The sequence below is a fragment of the Arthrobacter sp. NicSoilB11 genome (assembly GCF_019977375.1).
In the GTDB taxonomy this organism is placed as follows: domain Bacteria; phylum Actinomycetota; class Actinomycetes; order Actinomycetales; family Micrococcaceae; genus Arthrobacter.
On the sequence record NZ_AP024657.1, the window covers coordinates 3,099,455 to 3,122,326 of the forward strand.

General features: G+C 63.0%; 33 protein-coding genes. 4 read left to right on the forward strand and 29 right to left on the reverse strand.

Going from position 1 to position 22,872, the window contains the following annotated elements:
- Positions 1 to 199: 199 nt before the first annotated feature.
- On the forward strand, positions 200 to 1,867 hold the full coding sequence (locus tag LDO14_RS14335) for a sensor histidine kinase (protein WP_223992280.1): 1,668 nt from the start codon (positions 200 to 202) through the stop codon (positions 1,865 to 1,867).
- On the opposite strand, the gene LDO14_RS14340 is transcribed toward LDO14_RS14335, so the two are convergent.
- The 8 genes from LDO14_RS14340 to LDO14_RS14375 form a co-directional block, all read right to left on the reverse strand.
- Entirely contained in the window at positions 1,868 to 2,761 is an 894-nt protein-coding gene (locus LDO14_RS14340; RefSeq protein WP_223992282.1) for a tRNA pseudouridine synthase A, read from the reverse strand.
- A 32-nt stretch (positions 2,762 to 2,793) separates the two neighbouring features.
- Entirely contained in the window at positions 2,794 to 3,375 is a 582-nt protein-coding gene (gene rplQ, locus LDO14_RS14345; RefSeq protein WP_026265744.1) for a 50S ribosomal protein L17, read from the reverse strand.
- Between the two features lie 68 nt (positions 3,376 to 3,443).
- Complete coding sequence (locus LDO14_RS14350; protein ID WP_013601812.1) at positions 3,444 to 4,454, reverse strand: DNA-directed RNA polymerase subunit alpha; 1,011 nt, start codon at positions 4,452 to 4,454, stop codon at positions 3,444 to 3,446.
- A 130-nt stretch (positions 4,455 to 4,584) separates the two neighbouring features.
- Entirely contained in the window at positions 4,585 to 4,986 is a 402-nt protein-coding gene (gene rpsK, locus LDO14_RS14355; protein WP_018769149.1) for a 30S ribosomal protein S11, read from the reverse strand.
- Positions 4,987 to 5,040: 54 nt separating this feature from the next.
- Positions 5,041 to 5,415, reverse strand: coding sequence for a 30S ribosomal protein S13 (rpsM, locus tag LDO14_RS14360; protein ID WP_003803743.1), 375 nt, complete (start codon positions 5,413 to 5,415; stop codon positions 5,041 to 5,043).
- Between the two features lie 184 nt (positions 5,416 to 5,599).
- Positions 5,600 to 5,713: a 50S ribosomal protein L36 gene (gene rpmJ / locus LDO14_RS14365; protein WP_009358722.1), complete on the reverse strand. Its 114-nt coding sequence runs from the start codon at positions 5,711 to 5,713 to the stop codon at positions 5,600 to 5,602.
- 71 nt (positions 5,714 to 5,784) lie between these two features.
- The gene (gene infA / locus LDO14_RS14370; protein ID WP_009358723.1) at positions 5,785 to 6,006 is read right to left on the reverse strand and encodes a translation initiation factor IF-1; all 222 of its coding nucleotides are present in this window, start codon (positions 6,004 to 6,006) and stop codon (positions 5,785 to 5,787) included.
- Positions 6,007 to 6,177: 171 nt separating this feature from the next.
- Entirely contained in the window at positions 6,178 to 7,116 is a 939-nt protein-coding gene (locus tag LDO14_RS14375; protein ID WP_223992285.1) for a P1 family peptidase, read from the reverse strand.
- Positions 7,117 to 7,331: 215 nt separating this feature from the next.
- Here LDO14_RS14375 and LDO14_RS14380 point away from each other — a divergent pair, with 215 nt between their 5' ends.
- The 3 genes from LDO14_RS14380 to LDO14_RS14390 are packed head-to-tail and all read left to right on the forward strand — an operon-like array spanning position 7,332 to position 10,618.
- Entirely contained in the window at positions 7,332 to 8,291 is a 960-nt protein-coding gene (locus LDO14_RS14380) for a sugar ABC transporter permease (protein ID WP_026265743.1), read from the forward strand.
- A 41-nt stretch (positions 8,292 to 8,332) separates the two neighbouring features.
- On the forward strand, positions 8,333 to 9,208 hold the full coding sequence (locus LDO14_RS14385; protein WP_223995246.1) for a carbohydrate ABC transporter permease: 876 nt from the start codon (positions 8,333 to 8,335) through the stop codon (positions 9,206 to 9,208).
- Between the two features lie 60 nt (positions 9,209 to 9,268).
- Positions 9,269 to 10,618: an ABC transporter substrate-binding protein gene (locus tag LDO14_RS14390; protein ID WP_018769145.1), complete on the forward strand. Its 1,350-nt coding sequence runs from the start codon at positions 9,269 to 9,271 to the stop codon at positions 10,616 to 10,618.
- A gap of 108 nt (positions 10,619 to 10,726) precedes the next feature.
- On the opposite strand, the gene map is transcribed toward LDO14_RS14390, so the two are convergent.
- From map to rplD, 21 genes are all read right to left on the reverse strand, one after another.
- Positions 10,727 to 11,554: a type I methionyl aminopeptidase gene (map, locus tag LDO14_RS14395; RefSeq protein ID WP_018769144.1), complete on the reverse strand. Its 828-nt coding sequence runs from the start codon at positions 11,552 to 11,554 to the stop codon at positions 10,727 to 10,729.
- 72 nt (positions 11,555 to 11,626) lie between these two features.
- Positions 11,627 to 12,196 (reverse strand): adenylate kinase, encoded by a 570-nt coding sequence (locus LDO14_RS14400; protein WP_018760442.1) that lies wholly within the window; start codon positions 12,194 to 12,196, stop codon positions 11,627 to 11,629.
- 5 nt (positions 12,197 to 12,201) lie between these two features.
- Positions 12,202 to 13,512, reverse strand: coding sequence for a preprotein translocase subunit SecY (gene secY / locus LDO14_RS14405; RefSeq protein WP_223992287.1), 1,311 nt, complete (start codon positions 13,510 to 13,512; stop codon positions 12,202 to 12,204).
- 210 nt (positions 13,513 to 13,722) lie between these two features.
- Complete coding sequence (gene rplO, locus LDO14_RS14410) at positions 13,723 to 14,208, reverse strand: 50S ribosomal protein L15 (RefSeq protein WP_013601817.1); 486 nt, start codon at positions 14,206 to 14,208, stop codon at positions 13,723 to 13,725.
- Positions 14,209 to 14,415, reverse strand: a complete 207-nt coding sequence (rpmD, locus tag LDO14_RS14415; RefSeq protein ID WP_009358731.1) for a 50S ribosomal protein L30 — start codon at positions 14,413 to 14,415, stop codon at positions 14,209 to 14,211.
- A 2-nt stretch (positions 14,416 to 14,417) separates the two neighbouring features.
- Positions 14,418 to 15,134 carry a 30S ribosomal protein S5 gene (gene rpsE / locus LDO14_RS14420; protein ID WP_018769142.1) on the reverse strand — a complete coding sequence of 239 codons (717 nt, stop codon included), beginning with the start codon at positions 15,132 to 15,134 and terminating at the stop codon, positions 14,418 to 14,420.
- Positions 15,131 to 15,514, reverse strand: coding sequence for a 50S ribosomal protein L18 (gene rplR / locus LDO14_RS14425; protein WP_018769141.1), 384 nt, complete (start codon positions 15,512 to 15,514; stop codon positions 15,131 to 15,133). The genes rpsE and rplR overlap by 4 nt, the downstream gene beginning before the upstream one ends.
- A 2-nt stretch (positions 15,515 to 15,516) precedes the next feature.
- On the reverse strand, positions 15,517 to 16,053 hold the full coding sequence (gene rplF / locus LDO14_RS14430) for a 50S ribosomal protein L6 (RefSeq protein ID WP_018769140.1): 537 nt from the start codon (positions 16,051 to 16,053) through the stop codon (positions 15,517 to 15,519).
- An 18-nt stretch (positions 16,054 to 16,071) separates the two neighbouring features.
- A complete protein-coding gene (gene rpsH / locus LDO14_RS14435) occupies positions 16,072 to 16,470 on the reverse strand; it encodes a 30S ribosomal protein S8 (RefSeq protein WP_018769139.1) in 399 nt (132 codons plus the stop codon).
- Positions 16,471 to 16,552: 82 nt separating this feature from the next.
- Positions 16,553 to 17,134, reverse strand: a complete 582-nt coding sequence (gene rplE, locus LDO14_RS14440) for a 50S ribosomal protein L5 (protein ID WP_018769138.1) — start codon at positions 17,132 to 17,134, stop codon at positions 16,553 to 16,555.
- Positions 17,134 to 17,496 carry a 50S ribosomal protein L24 gene (rplX, locus tag LDO14_RS14445; protein ID WP_015937845.1) on the reverse strand — a complete coding sequence of 121 codons (363 nt, stop codon included), beginning with the start codon at positions 17,494 to 17,496 and terminating at the stop codon, positions 17,134 to 17,136. Before rplX ends, rplE begins: the two co-directional genes overlap by 1 nt.
- A 3-nt stretch (positions 17,497 to 17,499) precedes the next feature.
- The gene (gene rplN, locus LDO14_RS14450) at positions 17,500 to 17,868 is read right to left on the reverse strand and encodes a 50S ribosomal protein L14 (RefSeq protein WP_003803789.1); all 369 of its coding nucleotides are present in this window, start codon (positions 17,866 to 17,868) and stop codon (positions 17,500 to 17,502) included.
- Positions 17,869 to 18,498: 630 nt separating this feature from the next.
- Positions 18,499 to 18,804, reverse strand: a complete 306-nt coding sequence (rpsQ, locus tag LDO14_RS14455; RefSeq protein WP_018769137.1) for a 30S ribosomal protein S17 — start codon at positions 18,802 to 18,804, stop codon at positions 18,499 to 18,501.
- Positions 18,801 to 19,130 carry a 50S ribosomal protein L29 gene (gene rpmC / locus LDO14_RS21635; RefSeq protein WP_018769136.1) on the reverse strand — a complete coding sequence of 110 codons (330 nt, stop codon included), beginning with the start codon at positions 19,128 to 19,130 and terminating at the stop codon, positions 18,801 to 18,803. The genes rpsQ and rpmC overlap by 4 nt, the downstream gene beginning before the upstream one ends.
- Before the next feature lie 2 nt (positions 19,131 to 19,132).
- Positions 19,133 to 19,549 (reverse strand): 50S ribosomal protein L16, encoded by a 417-nt coding sequence (gene rplP, locus LDO14_RS14465; RefSeq protein ID WP_015937848.1) that lies wholly within the window; start codon positions 19,547 to 19,549, stop codon positions 19,133 to 19,135.
- Positions 19,550 to 20,380 (reverse strand): 30S ribosomal protein S3, encoded by an 831-nt coding sequence (gene rpsC, locus LDO14_RS14470; RefSeq protein WP_018769135.1) that lies wholly within the window; start codon positions 20,378 to 20,380, stop codon positions 19,550 to 19,552.
- Positions 20,381 to 20,746, reverse strand: coding sequence for a 50S ribosomal protein L22 (gene rplV / locus LDO14_RS14475; protein ID WP_009358304.1), 366 nt, complete (start codon positions 20,744 to 20,746; stop codon positions 20,381 to 20,383).
- A gap of 38 nt (positions 20,747 to 20,784) precedes the next feature.
- Complete coding sequence (rpsS, locus tag LDO14_RS14480) at positions 20,785 to 21,066, reverse strand: 30S ribosomal protein S19 (RefSeq protein WP_003803803.1); 282 nt, start codon at positions 21,064 to 21,066, stop codon at positions 20,785 to 20,787.
- A gap of 12 nt (positions 21,067 to 21,078) precedes the next feature.
- Entirely contained in the window at positions 21,079 to 21,918 is an 840-nt protein-coding gene (gene rplB, locus LDO14_RS14485) for a 50S ribosomal protein L2 (RefSeq protein ID WP_026264302.1), read from the reverse strand.
- A gap of 29 nt (positions 21,919 to 21,947) precedes the next feature.
- Positions 21,948 to 22,253, reverse strand: coding sequence for a 50S ribosomal protein L23 (rplW, locus tag LDO14_RS14490; protein WP_011692807.1), 306 nt, complete (start codon positions 22,251 to 22,253; stop codon positions 21,948 to 21,950).
- On the reverse strand, positions 22,250 to 22,870 hold the full coding sequence (rplD, locus tag LDO14_RS14495; RefSeq protein WP_018769134.1) for a 50S ribosomal protein L4: 621 nt from the start codon (positions 22,868 to 22,870) through the stop codon (positions 22,250 to 22,252). The genes rplW and rplD overlap by 4 nt, the downstream gene beginning before the upstream one ends.
- Positions 22,871 to 22,872: the final 2 nt, after the last annotated feature.

Here is a 22,872-nt window from a genome sequence, read left to right on the forward strand (position 1 = left end):
TTCCCGCTCCAACAATTTATACGCTACTAGTAAGCCCGGCTGTTCACATACGAATCGACACTGAAAATTGAAAAGTCAATTACTATGACAAGACATGTGCATTATCCAAGGGAAAGGGTGCTGGCCAAGGTAACTGGGGGGAATTGCTACATCTTGGCGGCGCCTGCTTTCCGGACCTAAAGGGGTACGAGTCAGAAACATGGCCGAGCCGTTGTTCCAGCGTGGACCCGGACGCATCTTCCGGCGGCTGGGAACCCGCGCCCAAGTGGCGCTGTGCCAGCTCCCCCTTACCTTCCTTGTGCTTGTCATTGCCGTGGCCACCCCCTTCGCCTGGCCCTCGCTCATGCACTCCCCCTTGTACGTGGCCGGCCTTGCCCTGAACGCGGTTTTGTTCCTGGGCTGCTTCCTGGTTCCCTGGGAACGCCTGGCGCACCGCCCATACCTGCTGATCCCCGTGCTGGACTTCGCGCTGATCGGGTTCCTGCGCAACGGCGCCGCTCCGCTCCTGCCGGGCCTCGCGGTACTGGTGGTCTTCCCGGTCATCTGGCTTTCCGCCTCCGGCATGCTGGCGCGCAGCAGCCTGGTGCTCAGTTTTGTGGGGCCCTTCCTGATCATGGTTCCATCTGCCGTGGGCCATCTCCCCACCGTCACGGCCTCGGACCTCACCACCGTCCTGCTCTTTCCCGTGATGATGCTCGCCGTATCCCTGGCCATCCGCTTCGCGAGCGTAAGCCTCCGGCAGCAGCAGCGTGAACTGGCGGACAAGGACCGTGAACTCCGCGAACTGCTGGCCGCAAGCCGGGAACGGGAGAAGCTGCTCGAAACTGTATTGGAGGCCACCGACGTCGGAATTGCCGCCGTCGACCGCTCCGGCCACTTCCTGGTGTCCAACAGCCGCCAGCGCAACTTCCGCCGTGTCACAGGCGCTGACGACGCCCTCCCCGGCCAGGGGCACCAGCTCATCTTTGGACAGGACCGGCGCACGCTGCTCCCCCGGGACCGGCGGCCCATCAACAGGGCCATGGCAGGTGAGTCCTTCGCCGACTACCTGGTGTGGGCCGGCGAAGGCCCGGAGCAGCGCGCCATATCAACCGCCGCCCGCCCGCTGGTCGGCGAGGACGGCCGGCTGACCGGGGCAGTGGTGGTCTACACGGACGTCACCGGCTGGGTGGAGTCCCTGGCCGCGAACCAGGAGCTGGTGTCCAACGTCTCGCACGAGTTCAAGAACCCACTGAACTCGATTCTGGGCAACGTGGACCTGGTCCTGGACGACGCCGACAGCCTGCCCCGGCAGGTGGCCCAGCGACTGCTCGTGGTGCAGCGCAACGCGGAACGGCTGCTGGACCTGGTGGCCGACCTGACGGCCTCCGCCTCCACCACCTTGAACGTCCACCCAAAGCGGACCGACCTGGCCAGCCTGGTGGAGACCAGCCTGGGTTCCGCCCAAGCCCTGGCGCAACGCTCCCACGTGGAGATCGCCGCCGACGTCCCCTCGCCGCTGTGGGCCTACGCGGATCCGCTCCGGATCGGACAGGTGCTGGACAACTTGGTCTCCAACGCCATCAAGTACTCGCCCGACGGCGGCAAGGTCAGCATCAGCGCGGACGCGGACCGGCAGTGGGTCCGGCTGAGCATCACGGACACCGGGATGGGCATGTCCAGCGAGGACGCGGCGAGGGCTTTCAACCGGTTCTTCCGCGCCGAGACCGCCCGGAAGGCCGCCATCCCGGGCGCAGGTCTGGGTCTGTCAATCACCCGAATGATTGTGGAGCGGCACGGCGGGACGATCGCCTGCCAGAGCGGCGAGGGCCAAGGCAGCACGTTTACGGTGACGCTGCCGGCCGAGGGCCCACCCCCGGCGTTCTAGTCAGGGCTCGCGGAGCGCCCGGGTCTGTTCGGCGCGGGCCAGGAGCTCGCTGTCCGAGGGGTAGGCCACTTCCTCAAGCACCAACGGATGCGGGGCGGCCAAGACCGACTTGGCGTCCCGCTTCTGCAGCAGCAGCCGTTCGTGCAGCCAGCCCGGCTCCACAACGCCTTCACCCACGTACAGCGCGGAGCCGATGAGGGCGCGCACCATGTTGTGGCAGAACGCATCAGCCTGGACGGTGGCGACAATGACACGGTCCTCGCCGCGCCTGAACTCAAACCGCTGGAGTTCCCGGATGGTGGTGGCGCCTTCGCGCGGCTTGCAGAAAGACAGGAAGTTCTGCAGGCCCAGCAGCTGCGAGGCGCCCTCGTTCAGCAGTCCCACGTCCAGCGGATTCTTGTGCCACAACGTGAAATACCGCTCCAACGGATCCCACAGGGCGGGCCCGTCTGCGATCCGGTAGCTGTAGCGGCGCCAGAGAGCCGAGAAGCGGGCGTCAAAGCCCACAGGTGCCAACGAGATGTCATGCACTTCCACGGCCCCGTGAAGATCGCCCAGGGCCCGGTTCAATGCCCCGCGGAGCCTGCGCAGCATGGCGACGGCGGGATCCAGTTCGTGCCCGCGCGGCAGGTTCTGCCACTCGTCTTCGGTGAGGTCCAGGTGGACCACCTGGCCGCGGGCGTGCACGCCGGCGTCGGTCCGTCCCGCCACGGTGACACGCACCGGACGGCGTACCAACAGGGCGATCGCCTCTTCCAGGACGCCCTGGATGGTGCGCCGTCCCGGTTGCAGTGCCCACCCGCTGAACGGGCCGCCGTCGTACGAAAGGTCAAGCCGGATACGCAAAAACCCGCCGCCCCCTGGAACGGGGGCCGCGGGTTTTTGGTGGTTCACAGACCTAAGTCTATGCGAAGAGAATCAGCGAATTACTTCGCGTCCTTCTCTTCGGCGGCGGGAGCCTCGGGAGCTTCCTCAGCGGCGGGAGCCTCTTCGGTTGCAGCCTCTTCAGCCGGAGCCTCAGCAGCTTCGGTCTCCACGGCCTCAGCCTCGGGAGCTTCTTCTGCAACGGGTGCAGCAGCAGCTTCCTTCTTGTCGGCATCGCGCTTGGCAGCGGAGGTAGCCTCGGCTACGACGGCCTGCTTGGCGGAAACCGGCTCGAGGACCAGTTCGATGACAGCCATGGGAGCGTTGTCGCCCTTACGGTTGCCGATCTTGGTGATGCGGGTGTAGCCGCCATCGCGGTTCTCCACAGCCTGGGCGATGTCGGTGAACAGCTCGTGGACGATGCCCTTGTTGCTGATCAGGCCGAGAACGCGGCGGCGGGAAGCGAGGTCGCCACGCTTGGCGAAGGTCACCAGGCGCTCTGCGTACGGCTTCAGGCGCTTGGCCTTGGTCACCGTGGTGGTGATCCGCTTGTGCTCGAACAGGGATGCTGCCAGGTTCGCGAGCATGAGGCGCTCGTGAGCCGGGCCGCCTCCGAGGCGCGGACCCTTAGTGGGGGTAGGCATAATTGTTTCTCCTCATGTGGAAGCCGTGGGCGGCACACCGTGGTGCTGCCCTCCGGCCAAGGTCTGGTTTAGAGTTCGTCGTCGCCGAAGGCGGCGTCGTCCTCTTCGATTGCTGCGGCGCGTGCTGCGAGGTCAAAACCGGGAGGCGAGTCCTTGAGGGACAGGCCCAGTTCAACCAGCTTTGCCTTGACCTCGTCAATGGACTTTGCACCGAAGTTGCGGATGTCCATCAGGTCAGCCTCGGAGCGGGCAACGAGTTCACCCACGGTGTGGATGCCCTCACGCTTGAGGCAGTTGTAGGAACGGACGGTGAGGTCCAGATCCTCGATCGGCAGTGCCATGTCGGCTGCCAGGGCAGCGTCGGTGGGCGACGGGCCGATCTCGATACCTTCAGCTGCGGTGTTCAGCTCACGGGCCAGACCGAACAGTTCCACCAGGGTGGTGCCTGCGGAAGCGACGGCATCGCGCGGGGCGATGGCCTGCTTGGTCTCGACGTCGACAATCAGCTTGTCGAAGTCGGTGCGCTGCTCAACACGGGTTGCTTCCACGCGGAAAGTAACCTTCAGCACCGGCGAGTAGATGGAGTCGACCGGGATACGGCCGATCTCTGCATCGCCGGACTTGTTCTGAGCTGCCGAAACGTAGCCGCGGCCGCGCTCGATGGTCAGTTCGAGTTCGAACTTGCCCTTCGAGTTCAGCGTGGCGATGTGCAGATCCGGGTTGTGGAATTCGACGCCGGCCGGCGGAGCGATGTCCGCGGCGGTGACGACTCCGGGGCCCTGCTTGCGCAGGTAAGCCACGACGGGCTCGTCGTGCTCGGAGGAAACCGACAGGCTCTTGATGTTAAGGATGATCTCGGTGACATCTTCCTTGACACCCGGAACCGTGGTGAACTCGTGCAGCACACCATCGATCCGGATGCTGGTTACGGCAGCACCGGGGATGGAGGAGAGCAGGGTACGGCGGAGGGAGTTTCCGAGGGTGTAGCCGAAGCCCGGTTCCAGCGGTTCGATGATGAAACGCGAACGGTTTTCGGAGACTACCTCTTCGGAGAGGGTGGGGCGCTGTGCAATGAGCACTTAGGTTTCCTTTCGGCGAGCATCCGCTATATGACGCAACACAGGTGGTGGAAATTCGGTCTGAAGACTTAACGCGCTGGGCTTGCCCGGACCATCGCTGGTCCGGGCAAGCTCCTGCTGCGGAAAAGAATTAGACGCGGCGGCGCTTCGGCGGGCGGCAGCCGTTGTGGGCTGCGGGGGTGACGTCCTGGATGGAGCCAACCTCGAGGCCTGCGGCCTGCAGCGAACGGATTGCCGTCTCGCGACCGGAACCCGGTCCCTTGACGAAAACGTCTACCTTGCGCATGCCGTGCTCCTGCGCACGCTTGGCAGCGGCTTCGGCAGCCATCTGTGCAGCGAACGGGGTGGACTTGCGCGAGCCCTTGAAGCCAACCTCACCGGAGGAAGCCCAGGAAATAACAGCGCCGTTCGGATCCGTGATGGAAACGATGGTGTTGTTAAAGGTGCTCTTGATGTGCGCCTGGCCAAGCGCGATATTCTTCTTGTCCTTCTTACGCGGCTTGCGAACCGCGCCACGAGTCTTCGGGGGCATTTTTTCTCCTACAGAAAGTTATTGGGGAAAGTCCGTAAATCCCGAGCGGGGATTTTAACGGGCCTTCTTCTTGCCGGCGACGGTACGCTTCGGGCCCTTGCGGGTACGTGCGTTGGTCTTCGTACGCTGACCGCGTACGGGCAGGCCCTTGCGGTGGCGCAGGCCTTCGTAGCTGCCGATTTCAACCTTGCGGCGGATATCTGCTGCTACTTCGCGGCGAAGGTCACCCTCAACCTTGTAGTTGCCTTCAATGTAGTCACGCAGCTCAACCAACTGGGCGTCAGTCAGGTCCTTGACGCGAACGTCAGCGCTGATGCCCGTGGCAGCCAGGGTTTCGTGTGCACGGGTCTTGCCCACGCCGTAGATGTAAGTAAGCGCAATTTCCAGCCGCTTTTCGCGGGGAATGTCTACGCCAGCGAGACGAGCCATAGTGGCAGTACTCCTTGATAAACCGGAGGTCGTAGGCAGTACACCCGCATGTTCCATGCGGCCCCAGCCTCCGACCGGGGGTTAGCTGTCCGGACTCTTTCGAGCTCAATGTTCCAGATCAGCTTGTGCTGCCTTTATTTACTTGCGTGGGTTAGCAACCCAGGATTTCCTTCAGGGAAGGAAATTAGCCCTGGCGCTGCTTGTGGCGCGGGTTCTCGCAGATCACCATGACCCGGCCATTACGGCGGATCACTTTGCACTTTTCGCAGATCTGCTTGACGCTCGGCTTGACCTTCATGGCGTTCCTTTGCGTGTAGCAGTGTGGTCAACTGGAGCAGCGGTCAGCTTGTGCTGAAGCCGCCCAGCAATTTACTTGTAGCGGTAGACGATACGACCACGGGTGAGGTCGTACGGGCTCAGCTCCACCACTACGCGGTCCTCGGGGAGGATTCGGATGTAGTGCTGACGCATCTTTCCAGAGATGTGTGCCAGAACGATGTGCTTGTTGGTGAGCTCAACGCGAAACATCGCGTTAGGCAGCGCCTCGGTCACAACGCCTTCGATCTCAATGACCCCGTCCTTCTTGGCCATACCCTCCGCTAACTGTTGTTGCCGCAGTCCCGCCGGAATGCACCGGGCATGACCACGAACGTTTTTGTTGGATCGATTGCCGCCTCCAGGCCCAAAAGGGCGTGGCAGTCCAGACAACCAACAAACAACACTACCCCGTTGGCCGGTAAAAGTTAAATCGGCCATAGTAGCCTACGCCGGGCGGTAGGCACCATATTCGCCTGCTGGAGTGCTGACGCCTGCAGCGCTGGCCACGCCGTCCAGGATGGCCAGGCGGACGACGTCGGCTGCCGCACTCTGCAGCGTAATAAGGCTGACCTGCCGGGCAGCTTCGTCCGAGCGGTCCAGTGCCACGGCACCGGTCGCCAGGCAAAAAACGGTGTCCCCGTCGGCGAGGGTGTGGCTGGGATTCAAGGCACGGGCAATCCCCGCGTGCGAGGCAGCCGCCGTGCGCTTGCACTCGGCCGCATCAAGGACGGCGTTCGTGGCCACCACGGCAAGGGTGGTGTTCGTCGTGGCCGCTGCTTTGATTGGCGCTGGAAAGCCAGGTTTGGTCTGGTCGAACGGGAGCCCGAGCGCGTTGACTATGGCCAGCGCGCCGACCACTACCCCGTTCTCCAGCGTGACCGACGCCGTGCCAACTCCCCCTTTGTATTGCCCCCTGCCAATAAGTGCCCCGGTTCCGGCACCCACGTTGCCGCGTTCGACGACGTGCCCTTCCTTCTGTGCTGCCGCGGCGGCCGTTGCCGCGTAGCCCATGTCCGGCGTCGGCCGTGCCTTGAAGTCGCCGCCCCTGCCAAGGTCGAAGATCGCGGCAGCGGGGACGATGGGCACGACGCCCCCGGGAACGGCGAACCCCCGCCCATTCTCCTCGCACCAGCGCTGGGCACCGGCCGCGGACGCCAGCCCGTAGGCGCTGCCGCCGGTCAGCACCACGGCGTCCACCGCCCTGACCAGGGTGGTGGGGTCAAGGGCGTCCGTTTCATGTGTGGCAGGGCCGCCGCCCTGGACCTCCACCGAACCCACGCAGCCCGGCGGCGGCAGGACCACGGTGACGCCGGTCAGCCAGCCCCCGCTGTCCTTGTGGACCTGGCCTACCCGGATGCCCGGCACGTCGGTGATGGTTCCCATTCCCCTATTCTCCCCTCTGTGAGCGCGCCCCTGCCGCATCGCGGGACTTTGTGCGAGACTGCATTCAACACAGCGTTAACGGGCGACGAAGCCTTGGATAACAGTCCCCTGACAAGGGCATATGCGGGTTTCAGCCCCCTGACGGTCTGGTGTAGTAGTCCCTAGATCAAGCCAGGGCCGGCCACGAGCAGGCTCCCAACCCGGGAGAGACACGCATGACCCGTCAACTCGCCCCCCACCCCGCCGCCAAACCCAAGAGGCCTCCGGGGCGGTCCGCGAAAATCCCTAAGCGCCGGTGGACTGCACGGACCCGCAGGGACTTCTTTGTCTTCCTGGCCATGGCGCTGCCCAACCTGGTGCTGATCGCCGTCTTCACCTACCGGCCGCTGTTCAGCAATATCTATTACTCCACCCTCGACTGGACCCTTGGCTCCCCCACGGCCACCGTGGTTGGCCTCAGCAACTACGTCACCTTCTTCACCAGCAATGATGCGCCGAAAGTCCTGGGGACCACGGCTGTGTTCACCGTGGTCACGGTGGGCGGCTCCATGGTGCTGGGCCTGCTGGTGGCGCTGGCACTGAACGCGAAGGTCCGCGGCACCACCTTCGCCCGTTCGGCCGTCTTTGCCCCGTACGTACTCTCCGGCGTCGGCGTGGGCCTGGTGTGGCTGTTCATCTTCGACCCCGGCTACGGCGTCCTGGCCTGGCTGCTGCGCGGCATCGGGCAGCAGAGCCCGCAGTGGATCAACGACCCCCAACTCTCGCTGGTCATGGTGATCCTGGTCTACGTCTGGAAAAACCTGGGCTACTGCGCCGTGGTGTACCTTGCGGGGCTCCAGTCCCTCCCGGCGGATGTCATGGAAGCCGCGTCCCTGGACGGCGCCAACGGATTCCGCCGCTTTGTCAGCATCTCGCTGCCGCTGCTGTCCCCCACCACGTTTTTCCTCCTGATCACCACCATGCTCAGCTCGCTGCAGGCCTTCGACCTCATCCGGATCATGACGCCGCTGGGCACCGGCACCAGCACCCTGATCTACGAGGCCTACCTGCAGGCCTTCGGGGCGTACAACAGGGCCGGCTACTCGGCAGCCATTTCCGTGGTCCTGTTCGCAATCCTCCTGGTGATCACCGTGCTGCAGCTGCGGTTCGTGGAACGAAAGGTGCATTACTCGTGACTTCCCTTTCCCCGGTCAGCCCCGACCCCGCAGCTCCCGCCATTGCCGGACCGGAGCCAAGCCTCCACCGTGACCGGCCGTTCTCCCGCCGCAACCTCATCCGGACCGTGGTGGCCGGCTACCTGCCGCTGCTCGTGGCCACCCTGGTGGTGTTCCTGCCCCTCCTGTGGATGGTCCTGAGCTCCTTCAAGACGTCCGGCGAGATCGTCACCACGGACCTGAAGATCCTCCCTGAAAGCCTGGACCTGCAGAACTACCGGACCGCCATGACCACGGTGCCGTTTGGGCAGTTCTTCCTGAACAGCACCATCGTTACCCTGGCCGGGGCCACCATCAAGGTGCTGCTGGCGATCCTGACGGCCTATGCCCTGGTGTTTGTCCGCTTCCCGTTCCGGAACTTCATCTTCCTGCTGATCCTGGTGGCCCTCATGGTGCCGCCGCAGGTGTCCATCCTGCCCAACTTCATCCTGATCGCCGGCATCGGCGGGAAGAACACGCTGTGGGGCATCATCCTCCCCGGCCTTGGCACCGCGTTCGGAACGTTCCTGCTCCGCCAGCACTTCCGCACGCTTCCCGCCTCCATCCTGGAATCGGCCGAGGTGGACGGTGCCGGCCACTGGCGCCGGCTCTGGCAGATCGTGGTTCCCGTCTCGGTCCCGTCCATCGCCACCGTGGCGCTGGTGACGATCGTGACCGAATGGAATGACTACATCTGGCCCCTCATCATCACGGACCGCCCCGAAACCATGACCCTGCCCGTGGGTCTCACCCTGCTGCAGAACAACGAAAGCAACGCCGCCGGCTGGGGCGTCCTCATGGCCGGGGCGGTCCTGGTCATCGTTCCCATCCTGATCATCTTCGCGGCCCTCCAGCGCTACATCGTTGCGGGCCTCACCCAGGGCAGCGTAACCGGCTAAGCTGCCGGCCGCCGTCGTACTTTCCAACCTTTACCAAGGCAACAACCGAAAGGAACCGTCATGACACTGCACCTGGACCGGAGGCATTTCCTGGGCCTGGCAGGGGTATCCGCCTCTGCAGCTGCCCTGGCCGCATGCGGCGGACCATCAACAACCGGCGGCGGCCAGGCTACCTCCCAGGCAGCCGAGATCGACTTCAACGGCGTGAAGCCCGCCGCCAAGATCGACTTCTGGTCCAGCCACCCTGGCCAGTCCCAGGAGGTGGAGAAGAGCCTGATCGACAAATTCCACGCCAAGAACCCGGACATCACCGTCAACCTGGTCACCGCCGGTGCCAACTACGAGGAAATTGCCCAGAAGTTCCAGACCGCCCAGGCCGCTAAGTCGGGCCTGCCGGGCGTGGTGGTCCTGTCCGATGTCTGGTGGTTCCGCTACTACACCAACGGCAGCATCATTCCGGTTGACGGCCTTATCAAGCAGCTGGACATGAAGATGGACGACTTCCAGCAGTCGCTGGTCAATGACTACAAATACGACGGAAAGCAGTGGGCACTGCCCTACGGCCGGTCAACGCCGCTGTTCTACTACAACAAGGACCACTTTGCGGCGGCTGGAATTCCCGACCGTGCCCCGAAGACCTGGGACGAGTTCAGTCAGTGGGCACCCAAGCTGAAGGCAAGCTCGGGCGCGCAGTACGCCTATATCTACCCCGCACTCGCCGGGTACGCGGGCTGGACGCTGCAGAACATGCTGTGGGGCTGGGGCGGCGGCTGGTCCAAGGAATGGAACATCACGTGCGACTCCACCGATTCCGTGGCGGCCCTGCAGTGGGCGCAGGACTCCATCTACAAGGACAAGTGGGCCGGTGTTTCGTCCAAGGAAGCGGCGGATGACTTCTCGGCCGGGCTGACCTCCACCACCATTTCGTCCACCGGTTCGCTGCTGGGGATCCTGAAGTCGGCCAAGTTCAACGTTGGTGTTGGCTTCCTGCCGGGCGGTCCCAAATCCCAGTCGAACGTGTGCCCCACGGGCGGCGCCGGGCTGGGCATCCCCAGCGGGATCACCAAGGAGGAACAGCTGGCCGCCGGCAAGTTCCTGGACTTCGTCACCCAGCCGGAGAGCACGGCGGAGTTCTCGGCAGCCACCGGCTACATGCCCACCCGCAAGTCCGCGGACATGGCGGCCGTCCTGGCCAAGACGCCACAGATCAAGACCGCCATGGACCAGCTGGCGGTGACCAAAGTCCAGGACAACGCCCGGGTGTTCCTGCCGGGCGCCGACCAGGAAATGGCCAAGGCCGCCGCCAAGATCCTCACCCAGCAGGGCGACGTCAAGTCCACCATGACGGACCTGAAGAACACGCTGCAGAGCATCTACGACCGCGACGTGAAGCCGAAACTGAAGTCGTAGCACCTGGCCGACGCGCAAAAGCCCTGGCGACACCCACTTACAGGTGTCGCCAGGGCTTTTGCGTGTCGTGCCTGAAGGCGCGCGTCGCTTACGGAATCGGCGCGTCGCCTACGGGATCGGCACGGGGGTGACGCCGAGGGGCAACAGGTGCTCCGCGCCGCCGTCGGGAGCTGAAAGCACCCAGATGCCTTTTTCGTGCACGGCCACGGAGTGCTCCCACTGGCAGGAACGCTTGGCGTCGGTGGTGACCACCGTCCAGTCGTCATCCAGGACTGCCGTGTCAATGCTGCCGCGGACCAGCATGGGCTCGATGGCCAGGCACAGGCCCGGTTTGATCTTGGGCCCGCGGTGGCTGGTGCGGTAGTTCAGGACGTCCGGTGCCATGTGCATCTCGGAGCCGATGCCGTGGCCCACGTAGTCCTCCAGGATGCCCAGCGGTTTGCCCGGCACAGATGAAACGTAGTCGTCGATGGCGGCTCCGATGTCTCCCACATGCGTGCCGGTTGCCAGTGCCGCGATCCCCCGCCACATCGCTGCATGGGTGACGTCGGACAGCCGCTGGTCCTCGGGGTCCGCGTTTCCCACGATCACAGTGCGGGCGGAGTCCGAATGCCAGCCGTTGACGATCGCGCCGCCGTCGATGGAGATGATGTCGCCGTCCTGCAGGACGCGGCTGCCGGGGATGCCGTGCACCACTTCCTCATTGACGGACGTACAGATGGTAGCGGGGAAGCCGTGGTAGCCCAGGAAGTTGGACTTGGCACCTGCCTCGTTGAGGACTGCGGCGAAGACGTCATCCAGGTGCTTGGTGGTGACCCCCGGCACCGCGGCGGCAACGGCGGCATCCAGTGCACGGCTGAGGACCAGGCCGGCCTCATGCATGGTGCGCATCTGGGCGTTGTTCTTGAATTCGATGCGGGGCTGGCCGAAGGCCATGGTGTGTCCTTTCAAATGGCTGAGGCTCCTCCCGGATGCCGGGAGGAGCCTCGATAAACCGGGCGCCTGGGGTCAGGCTGCCTGTGCGGCCTTGATGGCCTGCATGACGCGGTTGGTGACTTCGTCGATGGGACCGATCCCGTCAACCTGGGTGAGGATGCCGCGCTCGGCGTACTTTGCCACCACGGCTTCGGTCTGCTCGTGGTACAGGTCAAGGCGGTGGCGGATGACGGCTTCGTTGTCGTCGCTCCGGCCCGTTTCCTTGGCCCGGCCCAGGAGGCGGTGGACCAGTTCCTCGTCATCGGCGGTCAGCTGCAGGACCACGTCGAGCTTCTCGTCGCCGTCGGCGAGGATCTCGTCCAGGTAGTCCACCTGCGCGGTGGTGCGCGGGTAGCCGTCAAGCAGGAAGCCGTTCTCGACGTCGGACTCGCCCAGGCGGTCGCGGACCATCTTGTTGGTCACGCTGTCCGGAACAAAGTCACCGTTGTCCATGTACTTCTTGGCCTCGATGCCCAGAGGGGTTTCACCCTTCACGTTGGCCCGGAAGATGTCACCGGTGGAGATGGCCACAACGCCGAGGCGCTCTGAGATCCGCTCCGCCTGCGTTCCTTTTCCGGAACCGGGAGGTCCAATAATCAGCATTCTCGTCATCGCAAAAGCCCTTCGTAGTGACGTTGTTGTAGCTGCGCATCAATTTGCTTTACGGTCTCCAACCCAACGCCCACCATGATCAGGATCGAGGTGCCACCGAACGGGAAGTTCTGGTTTGCGTTGATCAGTACCAGTGCAACCAACGGGATCAGCGCCACGAAGCCCAGGTAGAGGGCGCCGGGCAGGGTGATCCGAGAGAGCACGTACTGCAGGTAATCAGCGGTCGGCCTGCCGGCGCGGATACCTGGGATGAAGCCGCCGTACTTCTTCATGTTGTCTGAGACTTCTTCAGGGTTGAAGGTAATCGCGACGTAGAAGTAGGTGAAGAACACGATCAGGACGATGTAAACCGCCATATAGATCGGGTGGTCACCGCGGGTGAGGTTGTTGTTGATCCATTCAACCCACGGTTGCATCGACTCGCCGTTCCGGGGCTGGTTGAACTGTGCGATCAGCCCGGGAATGTAGAGCATGGAGGAGGCGAAGATCACCGGAATGACACCGGCCATGTTCACCTTGATGGGAATGTAGGTGCTGGTGCCGCCCACGGTGCGCCGGCCGATCATACGTTTGGCGTACTGGACCGGAACGCGCCGCTGGGACTGTTCCACGAAGACCACCAGCGCGACGGTGAGCAGGCCAACGGCCAGGACAATGAAGAAGGTCCCGGGGCCCTGCGAGGTCCAGATGGCACCCAGCGAGGTGGGGAACTGCGCAGCGATGGACGTGAAGATGAGCAGCGACATGCCGTTGCCCACGCCCTTCTCGGTGACGAGCTCACCCATCCACATGATCAGGCCGGTGCCGGCCGTCAGTGTGATGATGATCAGGATGGTGGTGATGATGCTGTTGTCCGGGATCACCGGCAGCTGGCAGCCGGGAAGCAGCTGCCCGGAGCGGGCCAGGGACACCAGCGTGGTGGCGTTGAGCAGGCCCAGCGCGATGGTGAGGTAGCGGGTGTACTGGGTCAGCTTGGACTGTCCCGACGCGCCCTCGTCGTAAAGCTGCTGGAACCGGGGAATGACCACCCGGAGCAGCTGGACGATGATGCTGGCCGTGATGTAGGGCATGATGCCCAGGGCGAAGATGGACACCTGGAGCAGCGCACCGCCGCTGAAGAGGTTAACGAGCTGGTACAGCCCGCCGGCGGTCTGACCGTTTTGCAAGCATTGCTGGACATTCTGGTAGTTCACACCTGGCGAGGGAATGAAAGCACCCAAGCGGAATATGGTGATGATTCCCAGCGTGAACAACAACTTGCGTCGCAGATCAGGCGTGCGAAAGGCCCGGCCAAATGCGCTAAGCAAGCGTCCTCCTGTGGTGTCAATAAGAGTGGGGGTGCGGAACTTGATAAATCCCGACAACCGAGTCTAACGGTTGAATGTGCCGTGCGAACAATCCGTGCCAGCGCGCATGCGCCGGATGGCAGGAAAATATCGCCCGGCGGATGTGAAAAACTCCCAGTATCCGGGGCCGAAGCCCGCGGATACCGGGAGTTCAACAGCTGGCGCCGTCCCTTAGAGGGCGGTGGTGCTTCCGCCTGCTGCAGCAATCTTTTCAGCGGCACTGGCCGAGAATGCGTGGGCGGTGACGTCAACCTTGACGGTGATGTCGCCGGTGCCCAGCACCTTGACGGGCTGGTTCTTGCGAACTGCGCCCTTTTCGACCAGGTTCTCCACGGTGACTGCGCCACCTTCCGGGAACAGCTCGTTGAGCTTGTCCAGGTTTACAACCTGGAACTCAACCCGGAACGGGTTCTTGAAGCCACGCAGCTTCGGCAGGCGCATGTGCAGCGGCAACTGGCCGCCGGCAAAGCCAGCCTTCACCTGGTAGCGGGCAGCCGTACCCTTGGTACCACGGCCGGCAGTCTTACCCTTGGATGCCTCACCACGACCAACACGGGTCTTGGCGGTCTTGGCACCCGGCGCGGGACGCAGGTGGTGAACCTTCAGGGCGTTCTGCTTCTCAGCAGCCTGTGCCTTATCAGCAGTGTTCTCTGCCATTTACTTCGCCTCCTCTACCTTTACCAGGTGCGGAACCGTGTTGAGCATTCCAACGGTCACGGCATCGGCGGTGCGGACAACGGTGTGTCCGATCCGCTTCAGGCCGAGGGACCGAAGGGTGTCGCGCTGGTTCTGCTTGCCGCCAATGGCGGACTTGATCTGAGTGATCTCCAACTGAGCGTCGGAGGGGACCAGGTTCTTAGCCATGACTAAACACCTGCCTTAGGGGCGAGGAGGGCCTTCACCAGTGCCGCCGGAGCGATCTCGTCGAGGGGCAGGCCGCGGCGTGCTGCCACTGCTGCCGGCTCTTCGAGGCGCTTCAGGGCATCAACAGTCGCGTGAACGATGTTGATGGCGTTGGAGGAACCGAGCGACTTGGAGAGGATGTCGTGGATACCCACGCACTCCAGTACGGCACGGACCGGACCACCGGCGATAACACCGGTACCGGCGGAGGCCGGACGCAGCATTACAACGCCTGCAGCGGCTTCACCCTGAACGCGGTGCGGGATGGTGCTGCCAACGCGGGGAACGCGGAAGAAGGACTTCTTGGCCTCTTCAACGCCCTTGGCGATAGCAGCGGGAACTTCCTTGGCCTTGCCGTAGCCCACGCCGACCATGCCGTTACCGTCACCAACGACGACGAGTGCGGTGAAGCTGAAGCGACGACCACCCTTGACGACCTTGGAAACGCGGTTGATGGTGACAACGCGCTCTACGAACTGGTTCTTCTCGGCTTCACGGCCACCGTCGCGGCCGCCACGGCCACCGCGGTCGCCGCGGCCCTGGCCGCGGTCGCCACGCTCGCCGCGACGGGCGCCACCACGGCGGTCCTCGGCAGCGGGGGCAGTGGTCTCAGCAGCTGCGGCTTCGGGCGCCTTCTGATCTGCAGACACAGTGTCCTTTTCCTTGTTTGCTTCGGTCACAGTGACAGCCCACCTTCGCGTGCACCGTCAGCGACGGCGGCAATGCGGCCGTGGTACTTGTTACCACCACGGTCGAACACGACAGCCTCGACGCCGGCAGCCTTGGCACGTTCGGCAACGAGCTCGCCGACGCGCTTGGCCTTGGCAGTCTTGTCACCGTCGAATGCACGGAGGTCAGCTTCCAGGGTGGACGCGCTTGCTACGGTCTGGCCAATGCTGTCATCGACAACCTGGACAAATACGTGGCGTGCGGAGCGGTTGACCACCAGGCGGGGGCGGGCAGCCGTACCGGCAATGCGCTTGCGGATACGAAGCTGGCGGCGGCTGCGGGCAGCAGCCTTGCTCTTGTTCGTACGCTTCTTGTTAATGGAGATGGCCATGGTTACTTACCAGCCTTTCCGACCTTGCGGCGGATGACTTCGCCGGCGTAACGGATGCCCTTGCCCTTGTAGGGGTCCGGCTTCCGCAGCTTACGAATGTTGGCAGCAACTTCGCCGACCTGCTGCTTATTGATACCTGAGACAGAGAGCTTGGTCGGTCCCTCTACTGCAAAGGTGATGCCGGCCGGAGCGGAAACGCTGACCGGGTGGCTGTAGCCGAGAGCGAACTCAAGGTCAGATCCCTTGGCCTGAACGCGGTAACCGGTACCGACGATTTCAAGCTTCTTCTCGTAGCCTGCGGTGACGCCCTGGATCATGTTGGCGATCAGGGTGCGGGTCAGGCCGTGGAGCGAACGGGAGGCGCGCTCGTCGTTCGGGCGGCTGACGGTCAGGGTGTTCTCGTCCAGGGCAACCTCGATGGGGCTGGCCACAGTGTGGGTCAGCTCCCCCTTGGAACCCTTGACGCTGACGACAGAGCCGTCAACCTTGACCTCAACGCCGGCAGGAACGGTGATGGGGAGACGTCCAATACGTGACATTATTCTCTTCCTTTCCCGTTACCAGACGTACGCGAGGACTTCGCCGCCCACGCCCTTCTTGCCGGCCTGCTTGTCAGTCAGGAGGCCGGAAGAGGTGGACAGGATTGCGATACCCAGGCCACCGAGCACGTGAGGCAGGTTGGTGGACTTCGCGTAAACGCGGAGACCCGGCTTGGAGATGCGGCGTACACCGGCGATGGAACGCTCGCGGTTCGGACCGAACTTGAGTTCGAGGGTCAGCTTCTTGCCAACCTCAGCGTCCTCTTCCTTCCAGCCGGCGATGAAACCTTCGGCCTTGAGGATGTCGGCAACGCGTGCCTTGAGCTTGCTGTAAGGCATAGACACGGAGTCGTGGTATGCCGAGTTTGCGTTACGCAGGCGCGTAAGCATATCTGCGACAGGATCTGTCATTGTCATGTGGGCTCATGCCCTTCCTCGTAACGGTTTCCGCCGTTCCCTCCTTGATGGAGCGGAGCGGCCGGACCTTTTACGTAGTTAATTAAGCTTCGGTTTTGAACGGGAAACCAAGCGCCTTGAGCAGCGCGCGGCCTTCGTCATCGGTCTTGGCGGTGGTCACAACCGTGATGTCCATACCGCGGACGCGGTCGATCTTGTCCTGGTCGATTTCGTGGAACATAACCTGCTCGGTCAGACCGAAGGTGTAGTTGCCGTTGCCATCGAACTGCTTGCCGCTGAGGCCGCGGAAGTCGCGGATACGGGGCAGGGCCAGGGTGACCAGGCGGTCCACGAATTCCCACATGCGGTCGCCACGCAGGGTTGCGTGTGCACCGATGGGCATGCCTTCGCGCAGCTTGAACTGTGCGATCGACTTGCGGGCCTTGGTAACCTGCGGCTTCTGGCCGGTGATCTGGGTGAGGTCGCGGACAGCGCCGTCGATCAGCTTGGAGTCCTTGGCGGCATCTCCAACACCCATGTTCACAACAACCTTCACCAGGCGGGGTACCTGGTTCACGTTCTCGTACTTGAATTCATCCTGGAGCGTTGCCTTGATGGATTCGGCGTACTTGGTCTTCAGACGAGGAACGATCTTCGTTGCCGGAGTCTCGAGAGTCTCAGTCATTAGATGTCCTTCCCGGAGCTCTTGGACACGCGGATGCGGACGGTCTTCTTGACACCGTTCTTCTCCACCGTGTCGAGGCGGAAGCCCACGCGGGTCGGCTTCTTGGTCGACGGGTCAACCAGGGCCACGTTGGAAATGTGGATCGGGGCCTCAACGACCTCGATGCCACCGGTCTTGGTGCCGCGCTGCGACTGTCCAACCCGGGTGTGCTTGGTGACGCGATTGATACCCTCAACCAGCACGCGGTTGGTGTCGGTGAATACGCGCAGAACCTTGCCCTGCTTGCCGCGGTCGCCGCCGCGCTCAGCCTTGGCGCCAGTGATGACCTGAACCAGGTCACCCTTCTTGATCTTTGCAGCCATGGACTAGAGCACCTCCGGAGCCAGAGAAACGATCTTCATGAACTTCTTGTCACGCAGTTCACGACCAACCGGTCCGAAGATACGGGTACCGCGGGGGTCACCGTCGTTCTTCAGGATCACAGCTGCGTTCTCGTCAAACTTGATGTAGGAACCATCCGCACGGCGGCGTTCCTTCTTGGTACGGACGATGACGGCCTTGACCACATCGCCCTTCTTTACGTTGCCGCCCGGGATTGCATCCTTGACGGTGGCGACAATGACGTCACCGATGCCTGCGTAGCGACGGCCGGATCCACCGAGAACGCGAATGGTAAGGATTTCCTTAGCACCCGTGTTGTCGGCGACCTTGAGTCGCGACTCCTGCTGAATCACTATTTACTCCTTGCGTCGCGCCGGTTCTCAGGCCGTGATCTTGCTACGGAATGAGCCTTGCGGAACGGTTGATCGGGGTGTCTCTTGACCTGCCTGGATTTTGCCAGACCAGGCCTAAACGCCCGTGCCAGAAGCAGTTGCTCCCATCCGGTCCGGGACGGATCCCGGGCGCACAGGGGCACTATGCTGTGGCACGCTTGTTTACGAGGTTGATGACGGCGCGCGAAAGGCGCCATACAAACTCAATATCCTAGCACGTTTTCCGCCGGTCCCCATATCACCACCGCCCACCACCCCGCAAGACGGACGACGGCGTCACGCAGGGCAGCCTTTCGGCCCACCAAAGGTGCCACTCCCCCGCCAGTCCAGGCGCCGCCGTCGTCCGGCAGTCCACTACGCCCCATCACTACCTGCAGGAAATCCTCCAACGCGCCATCACCTCCCGCTGGTACGTTTCGGCAAGTGTTGTGGCGTTTCCGCAAAGCGTGCAGGAACTGATGGGGCGCTTCGGGAAAAGATGCAGGAAGTGATGGGGCGTCTGTGTGGGACGGACGGCCACGCCCGCTGCCCGTTAAACGAGGAAGCCCCCGCTCCCGGGAGGGAGCAGGGGCAACAGCTAAGCAGCAGGTGCTACTTGGCCTTCTCGAGGATTTCCACGAGCCGCCAGTTCTTGGTGGCGGACAGCGGACGGGTCTCGGCGATGACTACGAGGTCGCCGATGCCGGCGGTGTTCTCTTCGTCGTGTGCCTTGACCTTGGAAGTGCGGCGGATGACCTTGCCGTACAGTGCGTGCTTCACGCGGTCTTCAACCTCGACGACGATGGTCTTTTCCATCTTGTCAGAGACCACGTAGCCGCGACGGGTCTTGCGGTAACCGCGCTGCCCAGCCTTGGCTGCGGTAGCAGTTTCGGTCACGTTCTGGTCCTTTTCACTCACTTGGCGTCCTCCTCGGTCTCAGCCTTTTCAGCCTTGTCGGCCTTCTTGGTTGAAGCCTTCTTGGACTTCTTCTCTTCCTTGGCTTCCACAACCGGTGCGGCAACCTCGGCACGAATGCCCAGCTCGCGTTCGCGGAGAACGGTGTAGATGCGGGCGATGTCCTTCTTTACCGCGCGCAGGCGACCGTGGTTCTCCAGCTGTCCGGTGGCGGACTGGAAACGCAGGTTGAACAGCTCTTCCTTGGCCTTGCGGAGTTCTTCAACGAGACGCTCGTTGTCGAAACCGTCCAGCTGTGCGGGAGCCAGATCCTTGGATCCTACTGCCATTTCTACTCACCACCTTCGCGACGCACAATGCGTGCCTTCAACGGCAGCTTGTGGATTGCCAGGCGCAGGGCCTCGCGAGCTACCTCTTCATTGACACCGGAGAGTTCGAAAAGAACCCGGCCCGGCTTGACGTTGGCGACCCACCATTCCGGTGAACCCTTACCGGAACCCATGCGGGTTTCGGCCGGCTTCTTGGTCAGGGGACGGTCCGGGTAGATGTTGATCCAGACCTTACCGCCACGCTTGATGTGGCGGGTCATCGCAATACGGGCAGATTCGATCTGGCGGTTGGTGACGTATGCCGGGCTCAGGGCCTGGATACCCCACTCACCGAACGAGACCTCGGTGCCGCCCGTGGCAGCGCCGGAACGACCCGGGTGGTGCTGCTTACGGTGCTTGACTCGACGTGGGATAAGCATTTAAGCCTGTCCTCCTTCTACAGCAGCAGGTGCTGCTTCAACTGCCGGTGCTTCGGCAGCAGGAGCTGCGTCAGCGGCCGGGCGGTCGGTGCGACGGCGGCGGTCACCACGGTCAGCGCCACCCGGGCGGCCGGGACGGTCGCCACGGTTACCGCGGGACGGAGCTGCAGCAGCCTGTGCTGCCAGTTCCTTGGCGGTGACGTCACCCTTGTAGATCCAGACCTTCACGCCGATACGGCCGAAGGTGGTCTTGGCTTCGTAGAAGCCGTAGTCGATGTTCGCGCGGAGGGTGTGCAGGGGCACACGGCCTTCGCGGTAGAACTCCGAGCGGGACATTTCAGCGCCACCCAGGCGGCCCGAGCAGGCGATACGGATGCCCTTGGCACCTGCACGCTGAGCGGACTGCATGGCCTTCTTCATCGCACGGCGGAATGCCACGCGGGAAGTCAGCTGCTCTGCAACGCCCTGGGCAACAAGCTGGGCTTCCATCTCGGGGTTCTTGACCTCGAGGATGTTCAGCTGGACCTGCTTGCCGGTGAGCTTTTCGAGCTCGCCGCGGATGCGGTCTGCTTCTGCTCCACGGCGGCCGATGACGATGCCGGGACGTGCCGTGTGGATGTCCACGCGGACACGGTCACGGGTGCGCTCGATCTCGACCTTGGCGATGCCGGCGCGCTCCATGCCCGTGGACATGAGCTGGCGGATGCGGATGTCTTCGCGGACGAAGTCCTTGTACCGCTGGCCTGCCTTGGTGCTGTCAGCGAACCAGTGCGATACGTGATCGGTGGTGATGCCGAGTCGGAACCCGTGCGGGTTTACTTTCTGTCCCACTTAGCGAGCCTCCTCTTTCTCCGGGGTAGCGACTACCACGGTGATGTGGCTGGTGCGCTTCTTGATCTGAAATGCACGACCCTGGGCACGCGGCTGGAACCGCTTCATGGTCGGGCCTTCATCAACAAACGCTTCGCTGATGATGAGGTCGCCTTCGTCAAACGCCACGCCGTCGCGGTCCGCGAGGACCCGGGCGTTGGAGATTGCCGACTGAACTACCTTGAATACCGGCTCCGAAGCTGCCTGGGGGGCAAACTTCAGAATTGCCAGAGCCTCATTCGCTTGCAATCCACGAACAAGGTTGACGACGCGCCGGGCCTTCATAGGCGTTACGCGGATGTGGCGCGCAATTGCCTTGGCTTCCATTGCTTTCCTTCTCTCGTCTTTGACGTAAACGCAGGCGCCTAGCGGCGCTTGCCCTTACGGTCGTCCTTGACATGGCCGCGGAATGTCCGCGTGGGAGCGAATTCGCCGAGCTTGTGCCCGACCATCGACTCAGTGACAAACACCGGGATGTGCTTGCGTCCGTCGTGTACGGCGATCGTGTGTCCGAGCATGTCGGGGATGATCATCGAACGGCGGGACCAGGTCTTGATGACGTTCTTGGTGCCCTTTTCGTTTTCCCTGGCTACCTTCACAAAGAGGTGCTGGTCAACGAAAGGACCTTTTTTCAGGCTGCGTGGCATGTGTCCAGGCTCCTATCGCTTGTTCTTGCCAGTACGACGGCGACGCACAATAAGCTTGTCGCTCTCTTTGTTGGGGCGGCGGGTGCGGCCTTCACGCTTACCGTTCGGGTTGACGGGGTTACGTCCACCGGACGTCTTACCCTCGCCACCACCGTGCGGGTGGTCAACCGGGTTCATGGCAACACCACGGACGGTCGGGCGGACGCCCTTCCACCGCATACGGCCGGCCTTGCCCCAGTTGATGTTCGACTGCTCGGCGTTGCCCACCTCGCCGACGGTTGCGCGGCAGCGCACGTCAACGTTGCGGATTTCACCGGAAGGCAGGCGCAGCTGGGCGAAGCGGCCTTCCTTGGCAACAAGCTGGATGGATGCGCCGGCGGAGCGGCCCATCTTGGCGCCGCCACCCGGACGCAGTTCCACTGCGTGGATAACGGTACCCACCGGGATGTTGAGCAGGGGCAGGTTGTTACCGGGCTTGATGTCAGCACCGGCACCTGCCTCGACAACGTCACCCTGGGAGAGCTTGTTGGGAGCGATGATGTAACGCTTGGTGCCATCAACGTAGTGCAGGAGGGCGATGCGAGCCGTGCGGTTCGGATCGTACTCGATTTCGGCAACGCGGGCGTTGACGCCGTCCTTGTCGTGGCGACGGAAGTCGATCAGACGGTACTGGCGCTTGTGCCCACCACCCTTGTGACGGGTGGTGATCTTACCGGTGTTGTTACGGCCGCCCTTCTTGGGCAGCGGACGTACCAACGACTTTTCCGGCGTCGACCGCGTAATTTCGATGAAGTCCGCTACGCTCGAGCCACGACGGCCCGGGGTAGTCGGCTTGTACTTACGGATTCCCATAATTTATTTCCTCGTTAAAGTGGTCTCCGCTACGCGAGCGGACCGCCGAAGATGTCGATGGTGCCTTCTTTGAGGGTGACAATCGCACGCTTGGTGTTCTTGCGGGTACCCCATCCGAATTTGGTGCGCTTGCGCTTACCGGCACGGTTGATGGTGTTGATCGATTCGACCTTGACGGAGAAGATCTTCTCCACGGCCAGCTTGATCTCGGTCTTGTTCGAACGGGGGTCCACCAGGAAGGTGTACTTGCCCTCGTCGATCAGGCCGTAGCTCTTTTCCGACACGACGGGTGCAAGCACGACGTCGCGGGGATCCTTGATGGTGGCTGCACTCACTTGGCATCCTCCTCGTTCTTAGCTGCCTTAGCGGCAACGAATGCGTCGTAGGCAGCCTTGGTGAAGACAACGTCATCAGAGACGAGAACGTCGTAGGTGTTCAGCTGGTCTACATACAGAACGTGAACGCCGGCGAGGTTGCGCACGGACAGTGCGGCAACGTCGTTATCGCGCTCGATGACGACCAGCAGGTTCTTGCGGTCGGACACACCGCGGAGCGTTGCCAGTGCGGTCTTGGCGGAGGGCTTGGTGCCTTCAACCAGTTCTGCGACAACGTGGATGCGACCGTTGCGTGCCCGGTCAGACAGTGCGCCGCGCAGTGCAGCAGCAATCATCTTCTTGGGGGTGCGCTGGCTGTAGTCACGCGGGGTGGGACCGTGGACGATGCCACCGCCGGTCATGTGGGGAGCACGGATGGAACCCTGACGGGCGCGGCCGGTGCCCTTCTGCTTGAACGGCTTGCGTCCTGCACCGGAAACTTCAGCGCGGGTCTTGGTCTTGTGGGTTCCCTGGCGGGCAGCAGCGAGCTGGGCAACGACAACCTGGTGCAGCAGCGGCACGTTGGTCTGAACGTCGAAGATCTCTGCAGGCAGGTCAACCTGGACAGTGTTAGCCATTG